Below are 22,824 nucleotides of genomic sequence, written 5' to 3'. Positions count from 1 at the left end.
AATTATTAATTGTCAAAATGACAATTAATAATTTATATAATAATTTCTATTTTCGTAGAAAATTAGAGATCTTCAAAACCCAAATCGAACCAAAAATGATAGCATATTCTAGTCAGCCGCATTATCTCCTTGCTGTAGATTGCATTGTGTTTGGTTTTGACGGCGAGCATTTAAAAATTTTGCTGGTTAAAAGAGGTTTGGAGCCAGAAATAAACAAGTGGAGTTTAATTGGTGGTTTTGTAGGCGCTAATGAGAGTCCGGATGATGCTGCAAACCGGGTTTTAAAAAAGAACACGGGTTTAGAAGGCATTTACCTTGAACAATTACAGATTTACGGCGAACCCAACCGCGATCCGATTGAAAGGACTTTATCTGTTGGTTATTTTGCGTTGATCGACATTCATAAATATCAGGCACAGATTAATGATGATTATCATGCCGAATGGTTTCTGATCAACGACCGTCCAAAACTCATCTTTGATCACGATCAAATGGTTAGTGATGCCAGAAAAAAACTTAGATACAAAGCAGCGTTACATCCTATTTTATTTGAAATGTTGCCCAAGAAATTCACCATCCCCCAGTTGCAGATTCTGTTTGAAGAAGTAAACGATACTAAAATTGACACCCGTAATTTTAGCAGAAAAATCGGTTCAACGGGCTTACTGATCAAACTGGCAGAAAAAGATAAATCAGGCTCTAAGAAAGGTGCATTTTATTTCAAAGTTGATAAAAAGAAGTACAATGCTAACTTTCAGGCCTTTCTGAATCTTATTCCCAACTTAAAACTTTAACTAAAGCGGCGCAATTTTAATCTCAATTTAAGATGAGATTCCTATTTTTGTTAGATGCTGCGAATCGGAATAGCTGAAGATGACATCAAAATTGCTGATCTTTTAAAATCGGCGCTGGAAGAAAACGGCTATCAAATATCTACGGTATTTAATGGAATAGACGCACTGGAACAATTTGCAAATAAGCAATTCCATCTATTGATTATTGACATCATGATGCCCGGATTAAATGGCATCCAGTTATGTAAACGGCTTCGCGAAATTGATAGTCAGACACCTATCCTTATGCTTACCGCTTTAGGAACAGTAGACGATAAGGTAACAGGCCTGGAAGCAGGGGCTGATGACTATCTGGTAAAACCTTTCCACTTAAAAGAATTACTTGCCCGTGTTTCAGCACTGCTAAGAAGACAATCTCCCTTGGTAAGCATATCCAGTCATCAACTTTGTTTTGAAGATCTGGTGCTGGATACACATAGCAAAGAAGTATTCAGAGCGGGTAAAAACATTGAACTTAGTGCAAAAGAGTTTATTTTACTGGAGCTTTTTCTGCGTAACCCCAATCGTTTATTATCTCGTCAATACATTGCAGAGCAAGCCTGGGATATACATTTCGATACCGGCACCAATGTAATTGACGTTTACATCAACTTTCTGCGCAAAAAAATAGATAAAGGCTTTGACAGAAAACTTATCCATACCAAAATCAATATGGGTTACATCCTTAAATAATGAAAATTAAAGATCGCATTGCACTTTATTTTACGCTGATAAGCACATCAATGCTTTTCGCTGTGCTTTGTGTGGTTTATTTTACTTTCATGAAATTTCTGGAGGCTGATTTCTTTGAGCGACTAACCGACAGAACAATGGTTACAGCTAAGCTCTATCTTGAAGCCGATGAAATTAGCCGTGATGCCTTGAACGATGTTCGCCACAAATATTTGCAGAAGCTTAATGGCGAAGTAACAAGAATTTACGATTATAAAAACCGGGCAACTTTTATCGGAGATACCACCCAATACTGGACGAAGGCAACAATAGACCAAGTTAGAAAACGCAAACAAATTAAATATACGGATGGGGAACGACAGGTTGTAGGTATTTATTACAAGGATAACCAGGGCGATTTCGTCATTTTGGCATCAGCATCCGATCAGGGATCACACAATAGATTAACGAAGCTGCTTAGAATCATGATTTTCGTGTTCATCATCATCTCGTTGGTTGTGTTAATTTTGAGCAGGTGGATAGCTGAAAAGATGTTAAAGCCGCTCAAAAAATTCATGCTGGAGGTAAAGCAGATTGGCTCTGAAAATATGGAATTCAGGGTGGAGGAAACTGATACCAAAGATGAAATTAACCTCATCGCCAAAAGTTTTAATCACTTAATGAATGAACTGGAACAGGCGTTTATCCTTCAAAAAACATTTGTGGCAAATGCCTCTCACGAACTAAGAACACCGGTTACGAGAATAATGATGGCTACCGAATTGGCTTTGTCAAAAAATCGTGATGCGGAAGCTTATCAAAAGGTGATCTATTCCATATTAGATGACGCTGAGAAAATGGATCATATTATTACCGGTTTACTGACCCTGGCGAAGATGGATATGGAATTGCTCAATGCTCAGCTCTCTCCTATCCGATTAGATCAATTGTTATTCAAAATTCAGGCAGAATGGAAACAGCGTAAAAACCTCGCTATAGAATTTGTAAATGACTTATCGGAAGCCCATCCGCAGGTTTTAGCCAACGAAATTCTCCTGCAAATTGTACTCGATAACATTTTTTCGAACGCTTTTAAGTTTTCTAACCAACAAAATGTGGGATGTAAATTGACGCAGTCTGATGAAAATTTCGTGATCGAAATAATTGATCAGGGTCCTGGTATTCCACTGATGGAACAGGAAGAGGTTTTTAAACCCTTCTATACCCGATCTGCAGCAGTTGGACAAAAAGGTGAAGGAATGGGTTTGTATATGGCTCAAAAAATCATCACGTTGTTTAAAGGAAAAATAGAAATATCTGCGTCTAAAGAGTATAAAAGTGTGTTTATCATATCGATACCTCAACTTTAATCCGCTTTTAATTTCGATTTAATTCGCGTTTAACTCGGCAAGAATAGTTTTGCCGTATGATGAGATTAAGTTCATTTTTGCTTTTCGTATTGGCTATTTCGATCAATGCAAGCTTTGCTCAAAGTGATTCCCTAAAATTAGATTTAAAACAAGCTGAAATTCTTTTCTTAAAGAATAATTTCGATTTACTGGCCAGTAACTATCAGCTTGATCAGGCAAAGGCAGAAGTGATTACAGCGAAGCTTTTTGATAATCCGGAATTGGAGTATGAAAACCTTTTCTATAATCACGAAACCAAAAAATTTCTGCAAACATCTTATGCTTATGGTCAGTACGCAGGTTCTATTTCTCAGCTTGTCAAGCTGGCCGGAAAGCGAAATAAGAATATAAAATTAGCCAAAACAGGTGTAAAATTGGCTGAACTGGAATATTTCGATTTGATGCGCACACTAAAATTTGAACTGCGCAACACTTTTTACAAAGCCTACTTCGCCACTCAATCTATTCAGGTTTACGAAGACCAGGTCAAATCAACCGAAAGCTTGTTGAAGGCTTATGAAATCCAGTTGAAAGCTGGGAATATTGCCTTCAAAGATGTAATCCGAATCAAATCTTTAATAATTAATTTAAAGGCAGAACAGGCAAATCTTTTGAATGATTTAGAAGATCACTATAAGGATTTAAGATTATTATGTGGCCTGGAACCGTCTGCAAACCTGAAGTTAACGGTTGCAGAAAGTAGAGTAACTGCTATAGATCAAATTCCCTACGCAAGGCTACTTGATTCTGCCAGAACCAACCGGGCAGACTTAAAGCTGGCAAAAACTGATTTGGAGTACAACGTGCTTAACTTAAAATTGCAAAAGGCAATGGCTATCCCCGATGTTGAGGTCTCCCTGGCATATGATTTAAAAGGAAATTATCCCGAAAAATATACCGGTATCGGTCTGAAAATCCCAATTCCACTTTTTAACAGAAACCAAGGCGAAATTAAAAAGGCAAAGGTTGGAATCGATGCCGCTACCTCCAACATCAAAAAGAAGGAATTAATACTATCAAATGAGGTATTCAACAGTTATCGCACTGCGATGAGGAACGAAAAGCTATTAATGGAGATTGATCCATCCTTTAATGGAGATTTTAATAAGATAATCAACGGACTGATTAAAAACTTCAGAGAGCGGAACATCAGCTTGATCGAATTCCTTGATTTGTATGACTCGTATAAAGAAAATATCCTTCAAATCAACAGTCTCAAATTCGAAAGAATGAGCTCGAGAGAAGAACTCAATTATGTAACCGGCACAAACATATTCAAATAAGCATTATGCAAACCATCCATCAAAACATCATAAAAGGATTAATTTTCACCTCAATAGGCCTTGGTTTTGGCTGTAGCGAAAACAACGTTGAAACCCCAACTGAAAAATTTGCCATTACAGATTCGTTATTAAGCCGGTTGATTATTGATACGGTACAGCAAGCTAACGGGAAGGCTGACATTATTTTCTCTGCTAGAATTACGGCAAATGAAGATCGAAAATCGGAACTTTTCCCGATGGTAAGCGGATCTGTAAATCGGGTGAATGTGCGTTTAGGCGATCATGTAAATGCCGGACAAACCCTGGCTACAGTAAATAGTGCAGAAATGGCTGGATTTGACAAAGAAGTAATTGCGGCAAATGCTGAACTAAAAACTGCTGATAGAATTTTAAAGCAAGCTGAACAACTTTACGAAAGCGGTTTATCATCTGCAAAGGAATTGGAAGAAGCTAAAAATGATTACCAAACGAAAAAGGCAGAGCTAAAGAGAGCAAACGCTGTATTAAAGATAAACGGTGGCAGCAGTACAGGGTTATATGCTATAAAATCACCATTGAATGGTTTTGTAATTGAAAAAAATGTAAATGATAACATGCAATTGCGTAGCGATAACGATAAAAGCTTATTTACGGTTGCTGATCTTTCGAATGTTTGGGCGATGATCAACATCTATGAATCGGATATTTCTCGTGTTAAGCCTGGCGATGAAGTTAATTTATCTACACTGTCTTATCCAGAGCAGGTATTTAAAGGAAAAATAGATAAAATTTATAATCTGATTGATCAGGATAGTAAAGTGATGAATGCAAGAGTTGTCATTGCAAACCCCAACTTCCTGTTAAAACCAGGTATGTTAGGCACAGTTAAAGTTTCAGCAAGTTCGGGCGTTAATTTACCAGTTGTAAATGCCAGAGCTGTAATTTTTGATGAAAACAAAAACTATGTGCTTGTATTAAACAACGATAATAAGGTTCGCATTCAGGAAATAGAAATTGGCCGTAAAACTGCCAACAGAATTTTCATTAGCAAAGGGGTTCAAGCTGGCGATCGGGTGATTGCATCTAAACAGGTTTTCTTGTTTGAAAACTTAAAATCGCAGTAAAATTCCTTTCACCCATTAGATTTTTAATCCATGAATAATTTCATTAAAAGCATCATCGGCTTTGCGCTGAAGAATAAATATTTCATTTTTTTCGCCACTTTCATCCTCATTTTAGCAGGTTATTTAAGTTTCAAAAATACCACTATTGATGCATTTCCTGATGTGACCAATACCAATATTACCATTATTACGCAATGGCCAGGGAGAAGTGCTGAAGAGGTAGAAAAGTTCGTTAGCCGTCCGCTGGAAATTGCCATGAACCCAACAGAAAAACGCACCAGCATTCGTTCCTCTTCCCTATTCGGACTTTCTATTGTTAAAGTAAGTTTTGAGGATGATGTTGATTATGCGGAAGCACGGGTTCAGGTGAATAACCACCTTGATGAAGCCGATTTACCAGAAGGCATTCAACCGGAAGTACAGCCACCATATGGCCCGACAGGAGAAATTTTCCGCTATACTTTAACCAGTGATCAAAAATCTGTACGTGAACTTAAAACCTTACAGGATTGGGTGATCCAGCGGGAATTACTTTCAGTATCGGGTATTGCCGATGTCGTGAGCTTCGGTGGTGAAGTGAAAACTTATCAAATTACCGTCGATCCACAGAAATCCATTCAATATGGCGTAACAGCTACAGAGCTTTTCGAAGCGGTTTCAAAAAGCAATATTAACGTGGGGGGCGATGTAATTGTTCAAAGTGGTCAGGCTTACGTAGTGCGTGGAATTGGTGTGCTCAACAACATTGATGAGATTAGAAATGTAGTGGTAGATAATGTAAATGGTACTCCAATATATGTTAAAACCATTGCCGAGGTAGCTGAGTCGGCATTGCCAAGACTAGGACAGGTAGGCCGGGATCATGATCCTGATGTAGTGGAAGGGATTGTGGTAATGCGTAAAGGTGGCAACCCGAGTGAAGTAATAAGCCGATTAAAAGAAAAAATAGCTATCATCAATAGCAGCATCTTACCGGATGATGTAAAGATTAAAGCCTTTTACGACCGCGAAGATTTAGTGAATTACTCCGTTCACACGGTAATGGGAAATATGCTTGAAGGGATTTTATTCGTTACCCTCATCGTATTCCTTTTCATGGCCGATTGGCGCACCACGTTAATTGTATCGATCATTATTCCATTAGCACTTCTGTTTGCCTTTATCTGTTTAAAACTAAAAGGAATGCCTGCGAATTTGTTATCCATGGGTGCGATAGATTTCGGAATTATCATCGATGGTGCAGTCGTGATGGTGGAAGGAATCTTCGTAACCCTGGATATGAAAGCCAGGAAACTGGGCATGGATCGTTTCAATAAAATGAGCAAGCTGGGTTTTATCAAAAAGGCTTCCATGGAAAACGGGAAAGGAATTCTTTTTGCCAAACTGATTATCATCACCGGCTTGTTACCCATATTTACCTTCGAAAAAGTGGAAGGAAAAATGTTCTCTCCCCTGGCCTGGACATTAAGTTTTGCGCTTCTCGGTGCCTTAATTTTAACTTTTACACTGGTACCGGCAATGGCAAGTGTGTTGTTAAAAAAGAATGTAAAAGAGAAACACAATGTCTTTTTAGAATGGATGACAAAAGCAACTTTGAAATTCTATGATAGCTGTTTCAGCAAAAAAAGGCTAGTATTTTTTATATCAATTACCGTATTGGTAATGGGTGCTTTCAGTTTTAAATTTTTGGGAACTGAATTTTTACCCAGTCTGGATGAAGGATCGATTTATGTGCGGGCAACCGGTCCGTTGAGTATTTCACTTGATGAAACCAAAAAGCTTTCAAACGACATGCGAAAGATTTTTTTAAGTTTTGAAGAAGTGAAGCAGGTAATGTCGCAAACTGGTCGTCCAAATGATGGAACGGATGCCACAGGCTTTTATAACATGGAATTCCATGTAGATATTTACCCGCGTAAAGAATGGAAACGAAAACAAAGTAAAGAGCAACTGATTGAACGCATGCAGGAAAAGCTCAAAAGTTTTCCTGGCATCAGTCTAAATTTCTCTCAACCCATTTCTGACAACGTTGAAGAAGCTGTTTCTGGTGTTAAAGGTTCAATCGTAGTTAAAATGTTCGGCGAAAACTTCGAATTTATTGAACAGGAAGAAGAAAAAATTGAGAAGATTTTAAAAACCGTTGATGGTATTGAGGATTTGGGCATTTTAAGAAATCTTGGTCAGCCAGAATTGCAAATCAACCTCGATCAGAAAAAGATGGCGCTTTACGGTGTCAGCACAGCTGATGCTAACGCTGTAATTGAAATGGCTATTGGTGGTAAAGCAGCAACTCAAATTTATGAAGGCGAGCGAAAATTTGACCTCATCATCCGTTATCCGGAAGACTTTAGAAATGATGAAAGTTCAATCAGCAAACTTCGCATACCCACTTTATCAGGTTCAAATGTTCAGCTTGGCGAAATTTCGAGCATCAGAAAAATCACTGGCCCGAGTATGATTTACCGCGACAAACACAAACGTTATGGCGCCATTAAATTCTCCATTCGTGGTAGAGATATGGGCAGCGTAATTGCCGAAGCGCAACAAAAAGTAAATGCACAAATAAAACTTCCAAAAGAGTACAAATTAGAATGGGCAGGAGATTTCGAAAATCAACAACGAGCCATTTCCCGATTATCACAAGCTGTTCCAGTGAGTTTGTTGTTAATCTTCTTCATTCTTTTTGTGCTTTTTGGAAATATCAGGGATGCTTTATTGGTATTAAACAATGTGCCATTTGCGATGATTGGTGGAATTTTGGCATTACTTATTGCCGGGGTAAACTTTAATATTTCGGCGGGGATTGGCTTTATTGCCCTGTTTGGAATCTGTGTTCAAAATGGCGTAATTCTGATTACCAGATTCAAAACAAATATTGCCGAATTGAAGCACCATGCAACGTGGACATTTACCGATGCCATGCGTGACGGAATTGCAAGCAGATTCAGGCCGGTTTTAATGACCGCACTAATGGCTGCAATAGGTTTAATGCCAGCAGCATTATCAACTGGAATTGGATCAGAAGCGTCAAAACCATTAGCGATAGTAGTCATCGGTGGATTGATTACTAATACGCTATTTAATCTTTTCGTTTACCCGATCGTATTTTATTGGTCGTACAAAAAAAAGGTTGAAAAAATAAATCCAGCACAAGCTTAAAAAACAAAGCCTTTCGACTTTCGAAAGGCTTTGTTTTTTACTAGAATAATTTTTCTTGTGGAGGTTTCGTTCCTGCCAAACGCAGATAAACAGTAGTTTGACCACGGTGGTGGGTTTGATGTTCGAAACCTTTTTCGAAAGCAGCTTCTCTCGAAAGTTCAAAACGATCAAATAGTTTTACCTTTTCATTTAACTGGGCGGTGTTTAATTTTTTAAGGGCAGCAATAACAAAATCATAACTATCTAATACATTTTTAGTAACTACCACTTTTGTTTTTTCGCTGGTTTTCTCAAGCTGATCCATTCCCGCAGGAGATTTAGCTCCTAAGGCAGCAGCTGTAAACACATAATTATCAGCACCCAAATGCAGCATTTGCTCTGCGAATGATCGCATTTCAGGGGTAGGTTTCAACCCGTAATCTTTTTCAGGCATAGCGTCCAGATACTCTTTAGTGTAAGCTTTTGCCCGCTCCCATTCTTTCACTACATCAGCAGAAGTAGTTTGTGCCCTTGCTGTATTAAATACAGCCATTAGCACCAATAAACTGGTTAATAATTTTATTGTTTTCATGTGATTTGGTTTTATCAACGTAAAATTAACAATAAGAATCGATTATAACTGCTGCGTTTTTGGCTGAAAAAAATGGCTGAAAAAAAAGGAGTTTGCAATGCAAACTCCTTTAACTTTAACTTAATTTCCAATCTGGACGTTCGAAATGGCAGGTATAACCATAGGGAACTTTTTGCAGGTAATCCTGATGGTCTTCTTCCGCATTCCAAAAATCACCAGCAGGAACAACTTCTGTTACAAATTTGCCCGGCCACTTGCCAGAATTTTCCAGTTCCTCGATCAACTCAAGTGCTGTATTTTTCTGCTCCTCATTCAGGTAAAAAATGGCTGAACGGTAAGATGTCCCGACGTCATTTCCCTGACGGTTTTTTGTTGTAGGATCATGAATCTGGAAAAAATATTCCAATAGTTTGCGATACGATAATTCTTCAGGATCGAACTCGATTTCAATTCCTTCAGCATGTGTGCCGTGATTGCGATAAGTTGCATTTGGAACATCGCCACCGGTATAGCCTACAACCGTTGAAATTACACCAGGCTGGTGACGAATCAATTCTTCAACACCCCAGAAGCAGCCGCCAGCTAAAATTGCTTTTTCAGTACTCATATTTATGTGCTTTATTTTGTGAATTTAAGATATTACAATATTGATCGAATTAAACCGCCTTCTACCCTAATGGCGGCGCCGTTTGTTCCCGAAGCCAGCGGACTAACGTAATAAGTTACAGCGTTGGCAATTTCGCTAACATCTAAAAATCGTTGAATCAGTGAAGTTGGTCTCATATTTTTAAAGAAATCTTCTTCCACCTCAGCAATGCTGATATTTCCTTTTTTGGCTAAATCTTCAATAAAACCTCCAACACCTTTTGATTTTGTTGGTCCTGGCAAAATTGAATTGACCGTTACATTGGTGCCTTTGCTTAACTCAGCTAACCCCCTGCTTACACCGAGTTGGGCAGTTTTGGTCATTCCGTAATGAATCATTTCATCGGGTATAAAAACTGCCGATTCACTGGAAATGAAAATGATCCTTCCCCAGTTTTTAGCTAACATTTTTGGAAACAACGACCTTGATAAGCGGATACCACTCATTACGTTAACTTCAAAAAAACGAAACCAATCCTCATCACTAATCCTTTCGAAGGCTTTCGGCTCGAAAATACCGGCATTGTTAATCAGAATATCTACATCAGGCAAACTTTCAATTAGTTTGTTTACTTCCTCTGCTTTTGCAAAATCAGCTGCAATTCCAGTAACAGCATCATTTCCTGTATCCTTTTTCAATTTTGCAATCGCATTATCTACGGTTTCCTTTGATCGTCCATTGATAATTACTTGTGCTCCTTCTTTCAGTAAACTTTCGGCAATTGCATATCCTATCCCAGCGGTTGATCCGCTTACGAAAGCAATTTTATTTTTTATTTGTAAATCCATTTTAGCTTTTATCTTTTAGATACGTAATGATAACAAATCCCTGATTGATCTGTTTATCGGAAAAAGCATACAGATGTAAAAATTAACTTGAATGAATGGCTAATGATGCAAATGATATTCGGCAGAAAGTATTGCAGACAGTGTTTTTATATCACTTAATTTGTGGCTGAGGAGATCAGATTTGTTTCTATCATTCAATTTGAGAAGGGAATCATCCACTGATTCTTCAGGCTGAATGGATTTTTCAAGTTTCAGATTCCTTATAATAGGAATGATTAAGTTGTTTTCGTTATCGATATCAAGCCGCTCGCCTGCCAGATAAATGGAAGTAATCATGGCATTGATTTTATAAATTATAACCTGTACCTCATACAAATATTGAAGATTCAGGCTCGATTGCCAAGGCTCCTGACTTGCAGATTCAATGGATTCTGATAAAGCAGAAAGGCTCAGATTGGCATTTTTTCTGGCCATCCTATTTATATTTTCATTGGGCTCTTTGTTTTTATCTGTAGTAATCAGAAAATATTTCAAACTTGCATTTGCAGCTTCCTTGATTTTTTGATGCATTTGTTTGCTATCCCAGATCGGAAAAAGGTAAGTGGCAAGAATTGCAATTCCGCAGCCAATCATTGTAAATATTATCCTATCGTGAACAATATGGTCAAAATGGCCATGATAACTACCTAAAGTAAGAATTACAGCTGGGGTAATAAACATTACACTTATGGTGTAATTAATTCTATTAAAAGCATAAAATCCAAGTAAACAAATAGCAGAAATGCTCAATAATATCGCGGGGCTTTTTATCAGATAGATTAGCAATAAGCCGATTGCAACTCCACCTAAACTTCCTTTTAACCGCTGAAAATTCCTTTTCCATGTGATCGAAAATTTTGGTCTCGCTACGATTACTAAAGTTAAAAAAAGCCAATAGCTATATCTGCTGGTTTCTAATTGATTAATGAGCAGAAAGCCGAACAGGAAGCAAATTGCCATGCGAAGCGAAAACCTGAATATTGGGGATTTTAAACCTAAATGATCTTTGAGCGAAAGTCGATCTGAACTCACAAACAGTGGATATTCAATAGTTTCATTGGGCTGTAAATGGTGTTGATCATTAATTTCGCTCTTTCTAATGGCCATAATGATCTGAGCGATTTCATCAATATTAGAAATTACACTTTTGATAAACTCTCGTTGTTCGGTGCCCAAGTGATTCATCTCTGCAATCAATTTTTTTTGATCAGCGATGAATGATGAATTAATTTTCGACTTTGACTCAATGTTTTTAATGGTTCGAACATGCCTGCCAAGATCTTCAATTTCTTCGGCTAGTATTCGGATCAAATCAGCAATGAGCGTTAAACTTTTACCTCCAGATAGAGACTGTCGGATGGATTCGTAATCGAAATGAACTGCGTTAAGTTGTTCGTATAGGTCGATTAATAAGCCAGCCCGTTCCAATAAAACGCGACCCTTCTTATTGTCAGGGTTCATGGCATAGCGATCTGTTAACAATAAACTTCGGATTAATTCATGTTTTTGATTTACCCGAATGTGTAATTTGATAATCTCTCTTTGCTGATGATCTAATAGAATTTCAGGATCATAATTTTTGGCCTTTGCCTTTAAAAAGGCTGCACTGGCCAGCAAACATTCAAAAATGGCATGATTTAACGAACGATACGGCCGGATGAGTGTTTGAATAACGCTAACTAAATAATACCAAACACCGCCGATTAACATGTATGCACTAAAATAAAGCGGCCGGGCCGGATGTAGCCCCATCACGAAAGTGCAAACGATTAAAGCCATGGTTCCAATCAAGCTCATTTTTTGACCATATACCGCGAACATGGAAAAGAAAAAAGCAAGCGAAGTAATAATCAGTGCAGACCAGATTTTGTAATTCAAAATCTGCGAAACTAAAAATGTTGTTAGAAAAAAGACAACAATGCTAATCAGCGCATTTTTAAGTTTGTTTAATCTGTTGTCAGGCAAGTCGGTTAAGCTAATAAGCAAGGCACCGACTCCAATTCCAGTCGCAGCTTCCGGGTTACCTAAGTAGAAAAACAGTATAATTGGAAAAAGGACAGTTAAAGTGGTACGCAGCGCATCAGAGAAATATTCTCCAAGAAAAAAGTAAGTAATATTTAATGCGAATGCTTTTTTGCCGCGTTTGTTCAAGATGGGAGAATTTATTTCAGTTAGTGCGGCAAAGGTAAGACATCAGTTGATATTTTCAGTCAGCAGGGTGTATTAAGGTTAACTGCTTTCAAAATTTCGCGTCGCTGCTGATAATAAATTTATGTAGAGGCCTTTAAAAACCAAATTTCAAGGCAGCATCCACGTATGAATTATTCTACAATAATCGATATAAATTAAGGTGTTTTTACCCTTTTTATGTAAATTGTAAAACGCTAATTTTAGTGCAGTTAGAATTAAATCAACGGGACGATTTAGAAACTAATGGAAAAGCAGGCCTCCGGACCTGCTTTTTTTATATTTACTGGTTTCATACAAAACCAGTCTGAAACCATAACCTGAGCGTTGTACAGCTTTTCAATGCAGAAAATCTCGTTCAGTTCGCAATTGGTGGAATCAAAAATAGGCCTTGCGGATTAAATGTAATTGTGGTCTATCGAAAGTAATGTTAAAAGAGATAATTAATCACTCCCGGAAATACCATTGAACTAACGTTGATATCATAAAATTATGGCTGATTATTTATTAAGCATATGTCTCATCAAAACAATTAATACTGTACCACCTACCAATGCGATAGTTAAAACAACCAAATCAGCTTTGTACTTTCTCAAGTCTTTTCTATCGTGTGCAGCTTTAGCAGAAAATATTTTCTGAACGAGAAATGCAATGCATAAAGTAATAGTGATGATGTAGGCCATAATTTGAGGTTAATTGAATCACAAGATATGAAATTTGGTATAAAATAAAAGCCCTCGCTTTTTGGGCGGGGGCTTGGTTAGTTAGAATAGCATTATGATGCCAAATTATTTTTTATCGGCATTAGCAAGCGGTGTACGATTTCCTTTATCATCAACTACCAATGTTTTTTCACCATTAAAAATAATCGCCTTACGGTTGCCTTTGTGTTGGTTGACATCTACACCAATAACTTTATCTCCATAATAAGCAGCAATATTTTCTTCGGTAATGGTATGGCCAACTACAATTTGCCTGACATCAAATTTTGCCAAAGTAGAATCTACTGTAGTAATGGGAGTTCTATCATCGCCGAAATAACCTCTATACCAAAATGGACCACCGCTGCTCATCCATTTTTTGCCATCTGCATCAAGTTTTTTGGTAGAGATTCCATAATAGCTTCGGCATTTGTCATTAATTTCCTGCAACGATAAGTTAGTGGCATTAATTTCAGGAGAAATACCTGCATGGAGAAAAAGCTTATCGCCGATTTTTTCTATTGCATTTTTACTTCTTAGCCATTTGCCAATTTCAGTATCCTCCGCAATTAATTTTTCATATGTTATCCCAATCAATTTAGCTGATGCAGGATATTTTGGTGCTAAGTATCGTAAATCTCCCGCCATATTCATCACGTCGTGATTACCCAAGAGCACATGCACAAAGCCTCCTTTTTTAATGGCATCTTCTTCCAATTTATAAAGCAACCACAAATAAGGAACAACATCTTTTCCACGATCGAATAAATCGCCACAGATCACTAAATGTCCTTTGCCAAAAATCCAGTTATATTTCTCATCTATTACTTTGTTCGCAATCATTAACGCCCGGAACGCCTCAAATTCACCTTCAATATCAGAAAGGACAAGCATTTTCTCTACAGCCTTATATGAAGAGGGCTGGATAACATTGTTAGCACGTAGCTTAAAACTAAAATCCCATTCTTTATGCTTTGCAAACCGAACCTGAACAGGATTTTTTTCATTTAAAGTGTCTGTTTTGCTTATATCATTCAGAACATAATGAGCAATAATGTTCTTTCCTGAGCGAACGATGTAAGGCCCATCTTGCTCGACCTGAGCTGCAACTTTAACACCATAAAATAATATAAATGGGAGCAATAAGTATTTAAGAGATCTCATAAAAAAGAATAACATATAGCAAATGTATTTTTTTTAATGATTATCTGCCTAATAAATATAAAAAAGGGAGCCTATTAAATAAATAAGCTCCCTTCTTAAATTAGCGGAAGATTTTTTAATCAACAATGATATTAAAACCATTTAATCTACCACTTTCTTTTAAACGGAATGTTTCTTTGATTTTTCCGGTGGTTGGATTATATTGATTAACGCCAGAGAAACCTTCAGTTGTATTGTTCGATAAAAAGTAGATTTCGCCATTGTGCATAAAAGGATTTGAGGTTCCGTAGAAACTATCAGCAGGAATATTTAAACGGGTTGCTTTTTTTGTTGTCGCGTCGATTTCATTCCAGTACCATACGTCACTTCTATACGTTACGCCATGTTGCCCACCGCCATAATATGAGGTTGGTCTTGAAGGAATAGTGGTGTAAATTTTACTATTGTGAACGAATAACCTGTTAAATTCAGCTGGAAACTGATAGTTTTTGATATCAATAGAAAAGTTCTGATCGAATTGAGTTTCGCCGTTTTTGATACGCAGGATTTTTGAAGAAGCCGCTGTAGGCTGTGTTTTCATATCTGCTACTGCAACAAAATATAAATCTTTGGTCACTTCATCATAGCTGTATAAAACGTGGTCGATAAATACACCTAAATTAGTTGTACCCGCAAATTTGGTCACATTCAAAATCTTGTTATTGGTTAAATCGTAAACTGCAATGGCCACCTCTTGTTTAGGAGGTGATACCTGCCAGTTGCCTGTTAATTTGGTACCCAATAATAAATCAACATAAAGTTTATCATCTCTTTTGGCCAAAATTAACTGACCAGCTGATTCATTTGGTAAGCCTTCGGATAATGAGCTAAAATCGATTTCGCCAGTACGTTCCATTGTTGTGGGGTTGAATTTCTGAACTTTTAGTCCACCTCTTACATCATCCCAGTAATAACCTTCAGTTGCACTAACAACTAAATAATTTGAAATATATGCGTTAGACAGTGAGGCTAAAAACTTATCCTGCACAACCTGACCTGCGGTGTTTAAGTTTAATTTAAGGATACCTTGTGCATTCGATGCGCTGTTCACTTTGTAAAGGGTTTTCCCTAATACACGGCCACCTAGTGAGCTACTAACCTGAAAAAATGGTAGACCAGATAAATTAATCTCACGAGATTTATTGTTTTTTAGTGCATAAATACCCCCGCTCCAATTTGCGTTTGCATTATAAATAATCCAGGTTTCATTTGCTGGAATATCTGTATCGGGCTGATTGGGTTCAGGCTCATTGGTTTTGCTACAAGCGCCTAAAAACATTAGCGCAGATAAACCAAACATTGTACTTAGAAATTTGATTCGTTTCATTTCGATTAGATAAAATATGATTATAAAAATTGATAGACTAATTTTAGATATAATGATCTTCCTGGTTTTTGAACATTAAAGTTGTCGTAAAGCTTCTCATTGCCAATGTTCCTGCACTCGGCAGATAAAGTAATTTTTGGTTTGGCAAAGTGGTAGTAAACTCCAACATTATTGGCAAATTGTGCTAAACGATCATCATTTGGGATTACCAATGAAGTTTGAAAATCCTGCACCTTCTCAAATAATCCGGGTTCTTGATTCTTCGGGATTGCCTTAAGGAAGAAACGGTGCGTATAATTTGCGTTCCAGTTCACTTCCAACCTATCGTTGGCTTTGAAAACCCCATTAAAATGTGTGCTAAACCAGATATTCCCAAATAAGAATGGTACGTTGGGGATGCGTGAACCTTCCAGATTTTTAAACATCGTTTCCTCAATTTCCACTCTTCGGATATCCTGATAGGTTAAATTAGCGCCAAAATCAAAACGTTTAGATAGCGTATAATTGGCTTCTACTTCAAATCCTTTAACCTCTGCCCGCTCGTAATTAATATAGCGGCTAAATGGGATATCCAATTGTAGGAAGATAATATCCTTCACTTTTCTATAGAATAATCCTGTTGAAAGCGTTAGGCTATGGTCACCTTCCTGAAAGCTGTATTGACCGTTTAAATTAACGTTGTGACTTTTTTCAGGCTTAAGCTCCATATTCTCCTTAATCAATCTGGCATCACCAAAAATTTCATATTCATCAGGCAATCGATTCGCATATTCATATGAAACCTTAAACATATAGCGACCAGTGTTCCAGCGCAAACCCCCAAGGTAACCCAGTTGCTCTCCACTACTGGAAGACTGCCACCCCAAGCCAAAATTATCAGTTGTGTATCCTTTGGTATTGAAGTGATAATATTTTAAGGCAACGATACTTTCCAGGTGATCACCAAGCCAGCTTGAACGAAGCCCAAGGCCAAGGTTATTTTTTGGTAAACTGCTGGTACGCCAAGTACATCTATCCTTTCAATAGCAGAAATGGCACCAAGTGGGTCGCTTCCTTTTCTATGTTGCTCATAATGCATTTGGCTGAAGTCAATAGTATGTTTAGCCGACAGTTGATAGGATGCTATCAATCTGGAGAAGAAAAACTGATAATCGATTTGCTGATTGTTTCCCAAATTAATTTCTCCAGGGCGAAGATTACTGCCAATGATCTGTCCATCCCAGCCATAACGCACCGTAGCCGTATCCACAAATTTTGTTTTGAAACTACTAAAGCTACCTAACAGATTAATATTCAGTTTATCGTTAAAAAAAACGTTTCTTATAGTTCAATAAAGCGGTATTATTAAGTTCTTTCGAAAACGCCTGCCCGTAAACCTTGTTCATTTCTGCATCGTGCTGCAGCTCTTTATCAAAGCTTGAATTGATCAACGTTAAACGTAAATCATCAACCCAGGAACGATTTTGCAAACCTGCATAAGCTTCTGCGTAATAACTTTTTGTTGCATCATGAAATCTTCTGGCATCGCGGTATTCGGTTACGGAAGTTTGGGTATCGTAAAAGGGCGCATTCACTTTATAATCATTATCTGAATAATTGAATGAACTATTCGTTCCCAGATACCACTTTTTAGATCGATCTTGCCACAATGCATTTAGTGTTGCACGATGGGTATTAAAAGAGCCCCCTTCATATGATAATTCAGCGTATTGATCTAAACCAGTTCTGGTAACGAGGTTTACTCCACCACCTAAAGCATCACTTGCCAGGTATATGGGCAATACGCCTTTATAAATTTCTACCCGATCGAGCATGTTTACCGGAATTGTGCCTAAACTGAACCCATGCCCGAACAACTCAATTGGGATACCATCTTTAAATAACCTTACGGCCTTGCCTTGCAAGCCGCCTAAATTAATTTGAACTGGAGCGCCAAGATTTCCGTCACTTCTTAATTTTACACCAGAAGCCCTATTCAAAACCTCACTCACATCGCCGCCTTTATCGTACGATTTTCTCAGGTCAATTGCCTGAACCGAAAATGGCGAAGTCTCTATCTGCCGTTTAGTAGTTTTAGAAACAATTTGGACTTCTTTAAGCTCAAAACTTTTCATTTCCAGATTGCTCAAAGTGAAAGCAAAATAATTTTCGGCACTACAGCTTACCCTAATTGTACGGTTAATTGATGAGTTGCCTTTTTTTAGCTCAATTTGATAAACGCCTTCATCTAGTAAAATATTTGCTAACCCAGTGGCATTAGTTACTCCAACCGATTTATGATCAATGATGATGGTAATAGCAGAAAGTGGATTTTTATTTGAATCATCAACATAGATGCTAACAGGACAAGCAGCTTTTGCTGAAACAAAAAACGCACTAAAAAGGAAAATTAATGATAAGTATCTCTTAGTCAATTTATCTTTATTTAAACTGATTATAAATTATAACCGCAAAAGTAGTAGATTTGCCTAGCCGGAATTTATGAGAATGGAATTTTTTGTTATGAATTTAGAAATTAATAGATGAGCTATAAACTGGATGGTAGCGATTTTGATGATTTCCTTTTATACGATCAAAAGGTAGAAAATGAGGTTACTAAACCCGCTAACGGAATTGTTGAACACTTAAAATTTGTTACTCCAAAGGGGGAAATTACTTATGACCAGTTCATCGTGCGGGAGGATTTATCCATTCTACATGGCAATTATCTTTTTGGAGATAACATTAGCGTTAATGGAAAAGGGGATTCATCTCTTTTAGAGATGCACTTCAACCTTTCCGATCAACACATTTATTATAAAAATAAGGCTACAGCCCGGGATAGTGTTTCGGCAATGGCTGGAAACATTACATTCCTTACAGCGGAGGATAATCAGGCTAAAATCGGTTTTAAAGAGAATATAGAATATAACACATTCGATATTCATTTACCTTTTGTGACACTGGCACAGTACGAAGGTGAATCCAAAATACTAGATCGATTCTTGAACAAATGCCATAAAGACATCAGTACGGTTTTAGCACCTAATGAAATAAAGATTGGTGCGAAAGAGTTTTGTGTGATACAGGATATAAAGAACTGTCCTTATGTAGGACTTACAAGAAGGATCTACCTGGAATCGAAAGTTTACGAACTGATCGCATTAAGCTTTAATGGATTAGCTGAAGAAAAAGAAAATTTTAAATTAACTCATTCAGATACGGAAAGAATTGAATTTGCCGCTCAATTAATTAGAGAAAATCTTGACAAACCATTCACCATCGTAGAGTTGGCACGCAAGGCAAGCATCAATCAAACTAAACTTAAAGAGGGATTCAAATCTGTATTTGGAAATACTGTTTTTGGGTATTTACAAGAAATCAGAATGAATAAAGCCAGGCATTATCTTTTGGATAAAAACCTTTCGGTGCAGGAAATAAGTTATATGGTGGGTTACCAAAATATATCCAACTTCAGTATTGCTTTTAAGAAAACATTCGGTTATCCACCCACCAAATTAAGATCTAAAATGTAGTTATATACATTCATCCAGCATGTAAACGATAGATTCATAATTCTTACCTACCGCTTCAGACATGGCGATTTCGCAAGTTTTACCCGAAGAATAGTAGCCATCGTATTCTTCTTTTTTAACCTCATTAGCTTCTGGTAACGTTGCCGAAGCAGTTAATTCGGGAAATAAAAATCCTCGATCGCCTGCCATTCCACAGCAACCCGCATGGAGGGGCATCATCACCTCATTAGCCAACTGATTCGCAATTTTTACAAACTTGCCCTCGAGTCCCATTTTTTGTAATGAGCAAACCGGATGGAGTGCAATTTTATCTTTCTTCTTTAGAATTTTAGCATGAGGAAGCACATAATCCAAAATATAATCCACACTGTCAATAATGGTTAGTGCATCGAATTTCTTTTTATTCTCATCTGTTAACGATGGCCTGCACTCCTGTAAAGTATAGGTGCATGAGGTAATATCCAGTACAACCGGACTTTTTCCGTTGCCGCTCCACTCCCATAACTTGCTGATGGTATCATTCACAGTAAAGCGAAATGCATCATTAAAACCTTTTGAAGAAAAAATCTGCCCGCAACAGGTACCTGAGATATTATTAGGAATTCTAAAATCAATACCAGCTTTCTTTGAAACTTCAATAAATGTTTCAATGATATTTTTTTGTCCTTCCAACGTTCCACCCATTGTTCTGCTGATGCAAGTTGGATAATAAACCACTGAAGGCGCATTCGCTGCAGTTAATTTATGCTGGTACTGGCTAAATGATTTGGTGGGTTTAATTTGGTTTGACCATAAAGGCACGCCGGGAATTACTTTCTTAAAACCTTTGGTGAGGTTAGTCATTGCATTGGCTCCAAATACATTATTAATGCCTGAGGCCACGGTAATGCCAAACTTAACTACTGTTGTAACCGGCTTAAAGTTTTTAGCAACCGTTAAGGCCAGTCCGTTTGCAAACTTGCTGTGGTTCTCTCTTCTTAAGCGTTTCACCAAAGACCCTGTATTAATATCAACCGGACAGGCAGTAGCACATAAGCCATCAACAGCACAAGTATCCAGGCCGTCGTATTGATATTCATCAAGCAATTCTTTGTAGCTGCCGTTTTCATTGTTCCGCTTTAACTTGAGCAACTCCCTTCTTACAACGATTCTCCGGCGTGGCGTTAAAGTGATATTTCTACTTGGGCATTTATATTCACAAAAGCCACATTCCATACATTTATCAACTTCCTCTTCAACTTGAGGTAAGTCTTTTAAGTTTTTGATATGTGCACCTTGATCTTCATTAATAATCACCCCTGGATTTAAAAGATAATGCGGATCGATTAAGTTTTTAAGCGATTTCATCACCTCATAAATTCCCTCGCCCCATTCAGTGGCCACGAAGGGCGCCATATTCCGCCCGGTTCCGTGTTCTGCCTTTAAAGCCCCTTTATATTTTTCAGTAACCAAAACAACAACTTCTTTTAAAAAGTTATTATACCTGCTGATTTCCGCAGCAGTATCAAATGCCTGGGTAACCACAAAGTGGATGTTTCCATCTTTCGCGTGACCAAAAATAATAGCATTATCATAATGGTATTTAGCGAATAAACCGTGTAAATCTAAAATTGAATTGCCTAACTCGGCAACTGGCACGGCGATATCCTCCAAAATAACAGTGGTTCCACTTGCTCTTACCGATCCTACTGACGGAAACATTCCTTTCCTGATCTTCCATAAAAAAGCCTGCTCCACCGGATCATTCGTAAACTCTGGTGCAAACATCAGTTCAAGCTGATCAACAACAGAGAGAAATTGCGCTGATTTTGCGTCCAGCTGGGCCTGGGTATGATCCTGATACTCGACCAGAAGCACAGCTGCTTCATCTGGCAGCGATTTCAATATTGCCGGCACTCCTTTAATGTCTTCCACCGAACGCAATGAAGCACGATCCATCAACTCTACTGCCTCTGCACCTGAAATGGTTAAAGGTACAATCGCATTGCAAGCCGCAAAAATGTTAGGAAAATACAACAGCGCTGTAGTTTTGAGCGGATAATCGTCAACTGTATTCAGTACAGCTTCAGCAATAAAACCCAGCGTTCCTTCGGCACCAACAAGCACATGCGCCAAAATATCCAGAGGATGTTCATAATCAATGAACGCATTTACCGAGTAACCGACTGTATTTTTCGTCTTGTATTTATGCCTGATCAGTTCGAAGATTTCCTTATTAGTGGCAATTTCCATTTTCAAGGATTGGATGCCCCTAAAAATTTCCGGACATTCATCCTCGAAGCGTTGATAATCTACAGCCTGTTCTGTGCTATATTGCTTGCCGTTAGGAAGCACAAACCTGATGAATTTTAAGGTATGATAAGAATTCTTACTCACGCCACAGCACATCCCACTGGCGTTATTTGACAGAATTCCTCCCATCATGGCTGAGTTAATACTTGCAGGATCAGGGCCAATTTTTTTCCCAAATTTTTTGAGCTCGGAATTGACTACCGAACCCGTAACGCCCGGATGTACCCGAACCTGTGCACCATTGCTTTCTACCCTAACCAAATTCCAGTACTGACTTAAATCCACCAAAATACCATCAGAAATAGATTGCCCTGAGAGACTGGTACCCGCTGTTCGAAAAGTAATTGGAATTTGATGTTGCTGTGAAAACGAAAACAGTGAGATCACTTCATTAATAGAGATTGGTTGCACAACTGCTTTTGGCCTGAGGTAATAAAAGCCTGCATCAGAGGCATAAGACACCAAATCTATCAATCTCGTTTTCACACGATCTTCAGCAATTATTTTGCTTAGCAATTTTCCAATCTCGTTCATCAATTTATCTAAGATAATCCTCTAAGGAGAACAAAGATAGCTTAAACATTTGTGCAATTAAAAGCATATTGAGTTTAGTAACCCCAAGTTTTTAATCCAAAGGATTTTTGGATGATGCTGTAATACCGATATACTAAAGTGCTTTAACCGATCTCTACATTTGGCTTTTGCACAACTATCACCAAATCCTTTGGTTACTTCAAGTCGATTTCGACAACAATTTGTATCCCTTTATTAAATTGGCTAATTTGCCTAATCATCCTTTAGCTAAGTCCTTATGAAAATTTTTTTTTATTTATTTGTCTGCTGCTTTCAAATCGAATTGATGCACAAACCATCACTCTGAAAAAAGAATGGGAATCAACCGAGCAGCTTCCGGTACCAGAATCGGTAGTTTACATGGCAGATAGAAAAGAACTCTACGTTTCTCTTATCGACGGAGAGGGAAATGCGAAAGATGGCAAAGGCGGTGTTGCCATTTTAAATTTAGATGGAACAATCAAGAATGCCACCTGGATCAGCGGCCTGAATGCTCCAAAAGGAATGGCGGTAGTGTGTACGT

General features: G+C 37.8%; 18 protein-coding genes. 7 read left to right on the top strand and 11 right to left on the bottom strand.

Annotated elements, in window-relative coordinates; genetic code table 11:
* The first annotated feature begins 17 nt into the window (after positions 1-17).
* Genes ON09_RS12930 through ON09_RS12905 form a run of 6 tightly spaced genes read left to right on the top strand, consistent with a single transcriptional unit; the run spans position 18 to position 8,459 of the window.
* A complete protein-coding gene (locus ON09_RS12930; RefSeq protein ID WP_316927803.1) occupies positions 18-794 on the top strand; it encodes an NUDIX hydrolase in 777 nt (258 codons plus the stop codon).
* Positions 795-848: 54 nt separating this feature from the next.
* Positions 849-1,526 carry a response regulator transcription factor gene (locus tag ON09_RS12925; protein ID WP_010601488.1) on the top strand — a complete coding sequence of 226 codons (678 nt, stop codon included), beginning with the start codon at positions 849-851 and terminating at the stop codon, positions 1,524-1,526.
* Positions 1,526-2,875, top strand: coding sequence for a sensor histidine kinase (locus ON09_RS12920; protein ID WP_010601487.1), 1,350 nt, complete (start codon positions 1,526-1,528; stop codon positions 2,873-2,875). Before ON09_RS12925 ends, ON09_RS12920 begins: the two co-directional genes overlap by 1 nt.
* A 56-nt stretch (positions 2,876-2,931) precedes the next feature.
* Positions 2,932-4,197: a TolC family protein gene (locus tag ON09_RS12915; protein ID WP_157258951.1), complete on the top strand. Its 1,266-nt coding sequence runs from the start codon at positions 2,932-2,934 to the stop codon at positions 4,195-4,197.
* Positions 4,198-4,202: 5 nt separating this feature from the next.
* Positions 4,203-5,300, top strand: a complete 1,098-nt coding sequence (locus ON09_RS12910; RefSeq protein WP_010601485.1) for an efflux RND transporter periplasmic adaptor subunit — start codon at positions 4,203-4,205, stop codon at positions 5,298-5,300.
* 30 nt (positions 5,301-5,330) lie between these two features.
* Entirely contained in the window at positions 5,331-8,459 is a 3,129-nt protein-coding gene (locus ON09_RS12905) for an efflux RND transporter permease subunit (RefSeq protein ID WP_010601484.1), read from the top strand.
* A 40-nt stretch (positions 8,460-8,499) separates the two neighbouring features.
* Here ON09_RS12905 and ON09_RS12900 read toward each other — a convergent pair whose 3' ends face one another.
* The 10 genes from ON09_RS12900 to ON09_RS12855 form a co-directional block, all read right to left on the bottom strand.
* Complete coding sequence (locus tag ON09_RS12900; RefSeq protein ID WP_010601483.1) at positions 8,500-9,030, bottom strand: DinB family protein; 531 nt, start codon at positions 9,028-9,030, stop codon at positions 8,500-8,502.
* Between the two features lie 115 nt (positions 9,031-9,145).
* Positions 9,146-9,637 carry a peptide-methionine (S)-S-oxide reductase MsrA gene (gene msrA, locus ON09_RS12895; protein WP_010601482.1) on the bottom strand — a complete coding sequence of 164 codons (492 nt, stop codon included), beginning with the start codon at positions 9,635-9,637 and terminating at the stop codon, positions 9,146-9,148.
* Between the two features lie 32 nt (positions 9,638-9,669).
* On the bottom strand, positions 9,670-10,464 hold the full coding sequence (locus ON09_RS12890) for an SDR family NAD(P)-dependent oxidoreductase (RefSeq protein WP_010601481.1): 795 nt from the start codon (positions 10,462-10,464) through the stop codon (positions 9,670-9,672).
* Between the two features lie 99 nt (positions 10,465-10,563).
* Positions 10,564-12,654 (bottom strand): FUSC family protein, encoded by a 2,091-nt coding sequence (locus ON09_RS12885; protein ID WP_010601480.1) that lies wholly within the window; start codon positions 12,652-12,654, stop codon positions 10,564-10,566.
* 536 nt (positions 12,655-13,190) lie between these two features.
* Positions 13,191-13,373: a hypothetical protein gene (locus ON09_RS12880; RefSeq protein WP_010601479.1), complete on the bottom strand. Its 183-nt coding sequence runs from the start codon at positions 13,371-13,373 to the stop codon at positions 13,191-13,193.
* 105 nt (positions 13,374-13,478) lie between these two features.
* Positions 13,479-14,555: a metallophosphoesterase gene (locus ON09_RS12875; RefSeq protein WP_051010211.1), complete on the bottom strand. Its 1,077-nt coding sequence runs from the start codon at positions 14,553-14,555 to the stop codon at positions 13,479-13,481.
* Positions 14,556-14,670: 115 nt separating this feature from the next.
* A complete protein-coding gene (locus ON09_RS12870) occupies positions 14,671-15,921 on the bottom strand; it encodes a hypothetical protein (RefSeq protein WP_116167945.1) in 1,251 nt (416 codons plus the stop codon).
* A gap of 20 nt (positions 15,922-15,941) precedes the next feature.
* Positions 15,942-16,847, bottom strand: a complete 906-nt coding sequence (locus tag ON09_RS12865; protein WP_238533668.1) for a TonB-dependent receptor domain-containing protein — start codon at positions 16,845-16,847, stop codon at positions 15,942-15,944.
* Positions 16,835-17,170, bottom strand: a complete 336-nt coding sequence (locus tag ON09_RS12860; RefSeq protein ID WP_010601475.1) for a hypothetical protein — start codon at positions 17,168-17,170, stop codon at positions 16,835-16,837. Before ON09_RS12860 ends, ON09_RS12865 begins: the two co-directional genes overlap by 13 nt.
* Positions 17,171-17,225: 55 nt before the next feature.
* Positions 17,226-18,335, bottom strand: coding sequence for a TonB-dependent receptor plug domain-containing protein (locus ON09_RS12855; RefSeq protein ID WP_010601474.1), 1,110 nt, complete (start codon positions 18,333-18,335; stop codon positions 17,226-17,228).
* Between the two features lie 108 nt (positions 18,336-18,443).
* Here ON09_RS12855 and ON09_RS12850 point away from each other — a divergent pair, with 108 nt between their 5' ends.
* Positions 18,444-19,436 (top strand): helix-turn-helix domain-containing protein, encoded by a 993-nt coding sequence (locus ON09_RS12850; RefSeq protein WP_010601473.1) that lies wholly within the window; start codon positions 18,444-18,446, stop codon positions 19,434-19,436.
* On the opposite strand, the gene ON09_RS12845 is transcribed toward ON09_RS12850, so the two are convergent.
* The gene (locus tag ON09_RS12845) at positions 19,437-22,262 is read right to left on the bottom strand and encodes an FAD-binding and (Fe-S)-binding domain-containing protein (RefSeq protein ID WP_010601472.1); all 2,826 of its coding nucleotides are present in this window, start codon (positions 22,260-22,262) and stop codon (positions 19,437-19,439) included.
* Between the last annotated feature and the right edge of the window lie 562 nt (positions 22,263-22,824).

The sequence above is a fragment of the Pedobacter agri PB92 genome, from assembly GCF_000258495.1.
Lineage (GTDB): Bacteria > Bacteroidota > Bacteroidia > Sphingobacteriales > Sphingobacteriaceae > Pedobacter > Pedobacter agri.
The sequence above is the reverse complement of the archived record's forward strand: the minus strand, read 5'-3'. Positions and strand labels throughout refer to the sequence as shown.

What these genes read in the sequence shown, in the direction of transcription:
- ON09_RS12930 (WP_316927803.1), top strand. Translation starts at nt 18, where the DNA reads ATGACAATTAATAATTTATATAATAATTTCTATTTTCGTAGAAAATTA.
- ON09_RS12925 (WP_010601488.1), top strand. Translation starts at nt 849, where the DNA reads ATGCTGCGAATCGGAATAGCTGAAGATGACATCAAAATTGCTGATCTT.
- ON09_RS12920 (WP_010601487.1), top strand. Translation starts at nt 1,526, where the DNA reads ATGAAAATTAAAGATCGCATTGCACTTTATTTTACGCTGATAAGCACA.
- ON09_RS12915 (WP_157258951.1), top strand. Translation starts at nt 2,932, where the DNA reads ATGATGAGATTAAGTTCATTTTTGCTTTTCGTATTGGCTATTTCGATC.
- ON09_RS12910 (WP_010601485.1), top strand. Translation starts at nt 4,203, where the DNA reads ATGCAAACCATCCATCAAAACATCATAAAAGGATTAATTTTCACCTCA.
- ON09_RS12905 (WP_010601484.1), top strand. Translation starts at nt 5,331, where the DNA reads ATGAATAATTTCATTAAAAGCATCATCGGCTTTGCGCTGAAGAATAAA.
- ON09_RS12900 (WP_010601483.1), bottom strand. Translation starts at nt 9,030, where the DNA reads ATGAAAACAATAAAATTATTAACCAGTTTATTGGTGCTAATGGCTGTA.
- msrA (WP_010601482.1), bottom strand. Translation starts at nt 9,637, where the DNA reads ATGAGTACTGAAAAAGCAATTTTAGCTGGCGGCTGCTTCTGGGGTGTT.
- ON09_RS12890 (WP_010601481.1), bottom strand. Translation starts at nt 10,464, where the DNA reads ATGGATTTACAAATAAAAAATAAAATTGCTTTCGTAAGCGGATCAACC.
- ON09_RS12880 (WP_010601479.1), bottom strand. Translation starts at nt 13,373, where the DNA reads ATGGCCTACATCATCACTATTACTTTATGCATTGCATTTCTCGTTCAG.
- ON09_RS12875 (WP_051010211.1), bottom strand. Translation starts at nt 14,555, where the DNA reads ATGAGATCTCTTAAATACTTATTGCTCCCATTTATATTATTTTATGGT.
- ON09_RS12870 (WP_116167945.1), bottom strand. Translation starts at nt 15,921, where the DNA reads ATGAAACGAATCAAATTTCTAAGTACAATGTTTGGTTTATCTGCGCTA.
- ON09_RS12850 (WP_010601473.1), top strand. Translation starts at nt 18,444, where the DNA reads ATGAGCTATAAACTGGATGGTAGCGATTTTGATGATTTCCTTTTATAC.
- ON09_RS12845 (WP_010601472.1), bottom strand. Translation starts at nt 22,262, where the DNA reads ATGAACGAGATTGGAAAATTGCTAAGCAAAATAATTGCTGAAGATCGT.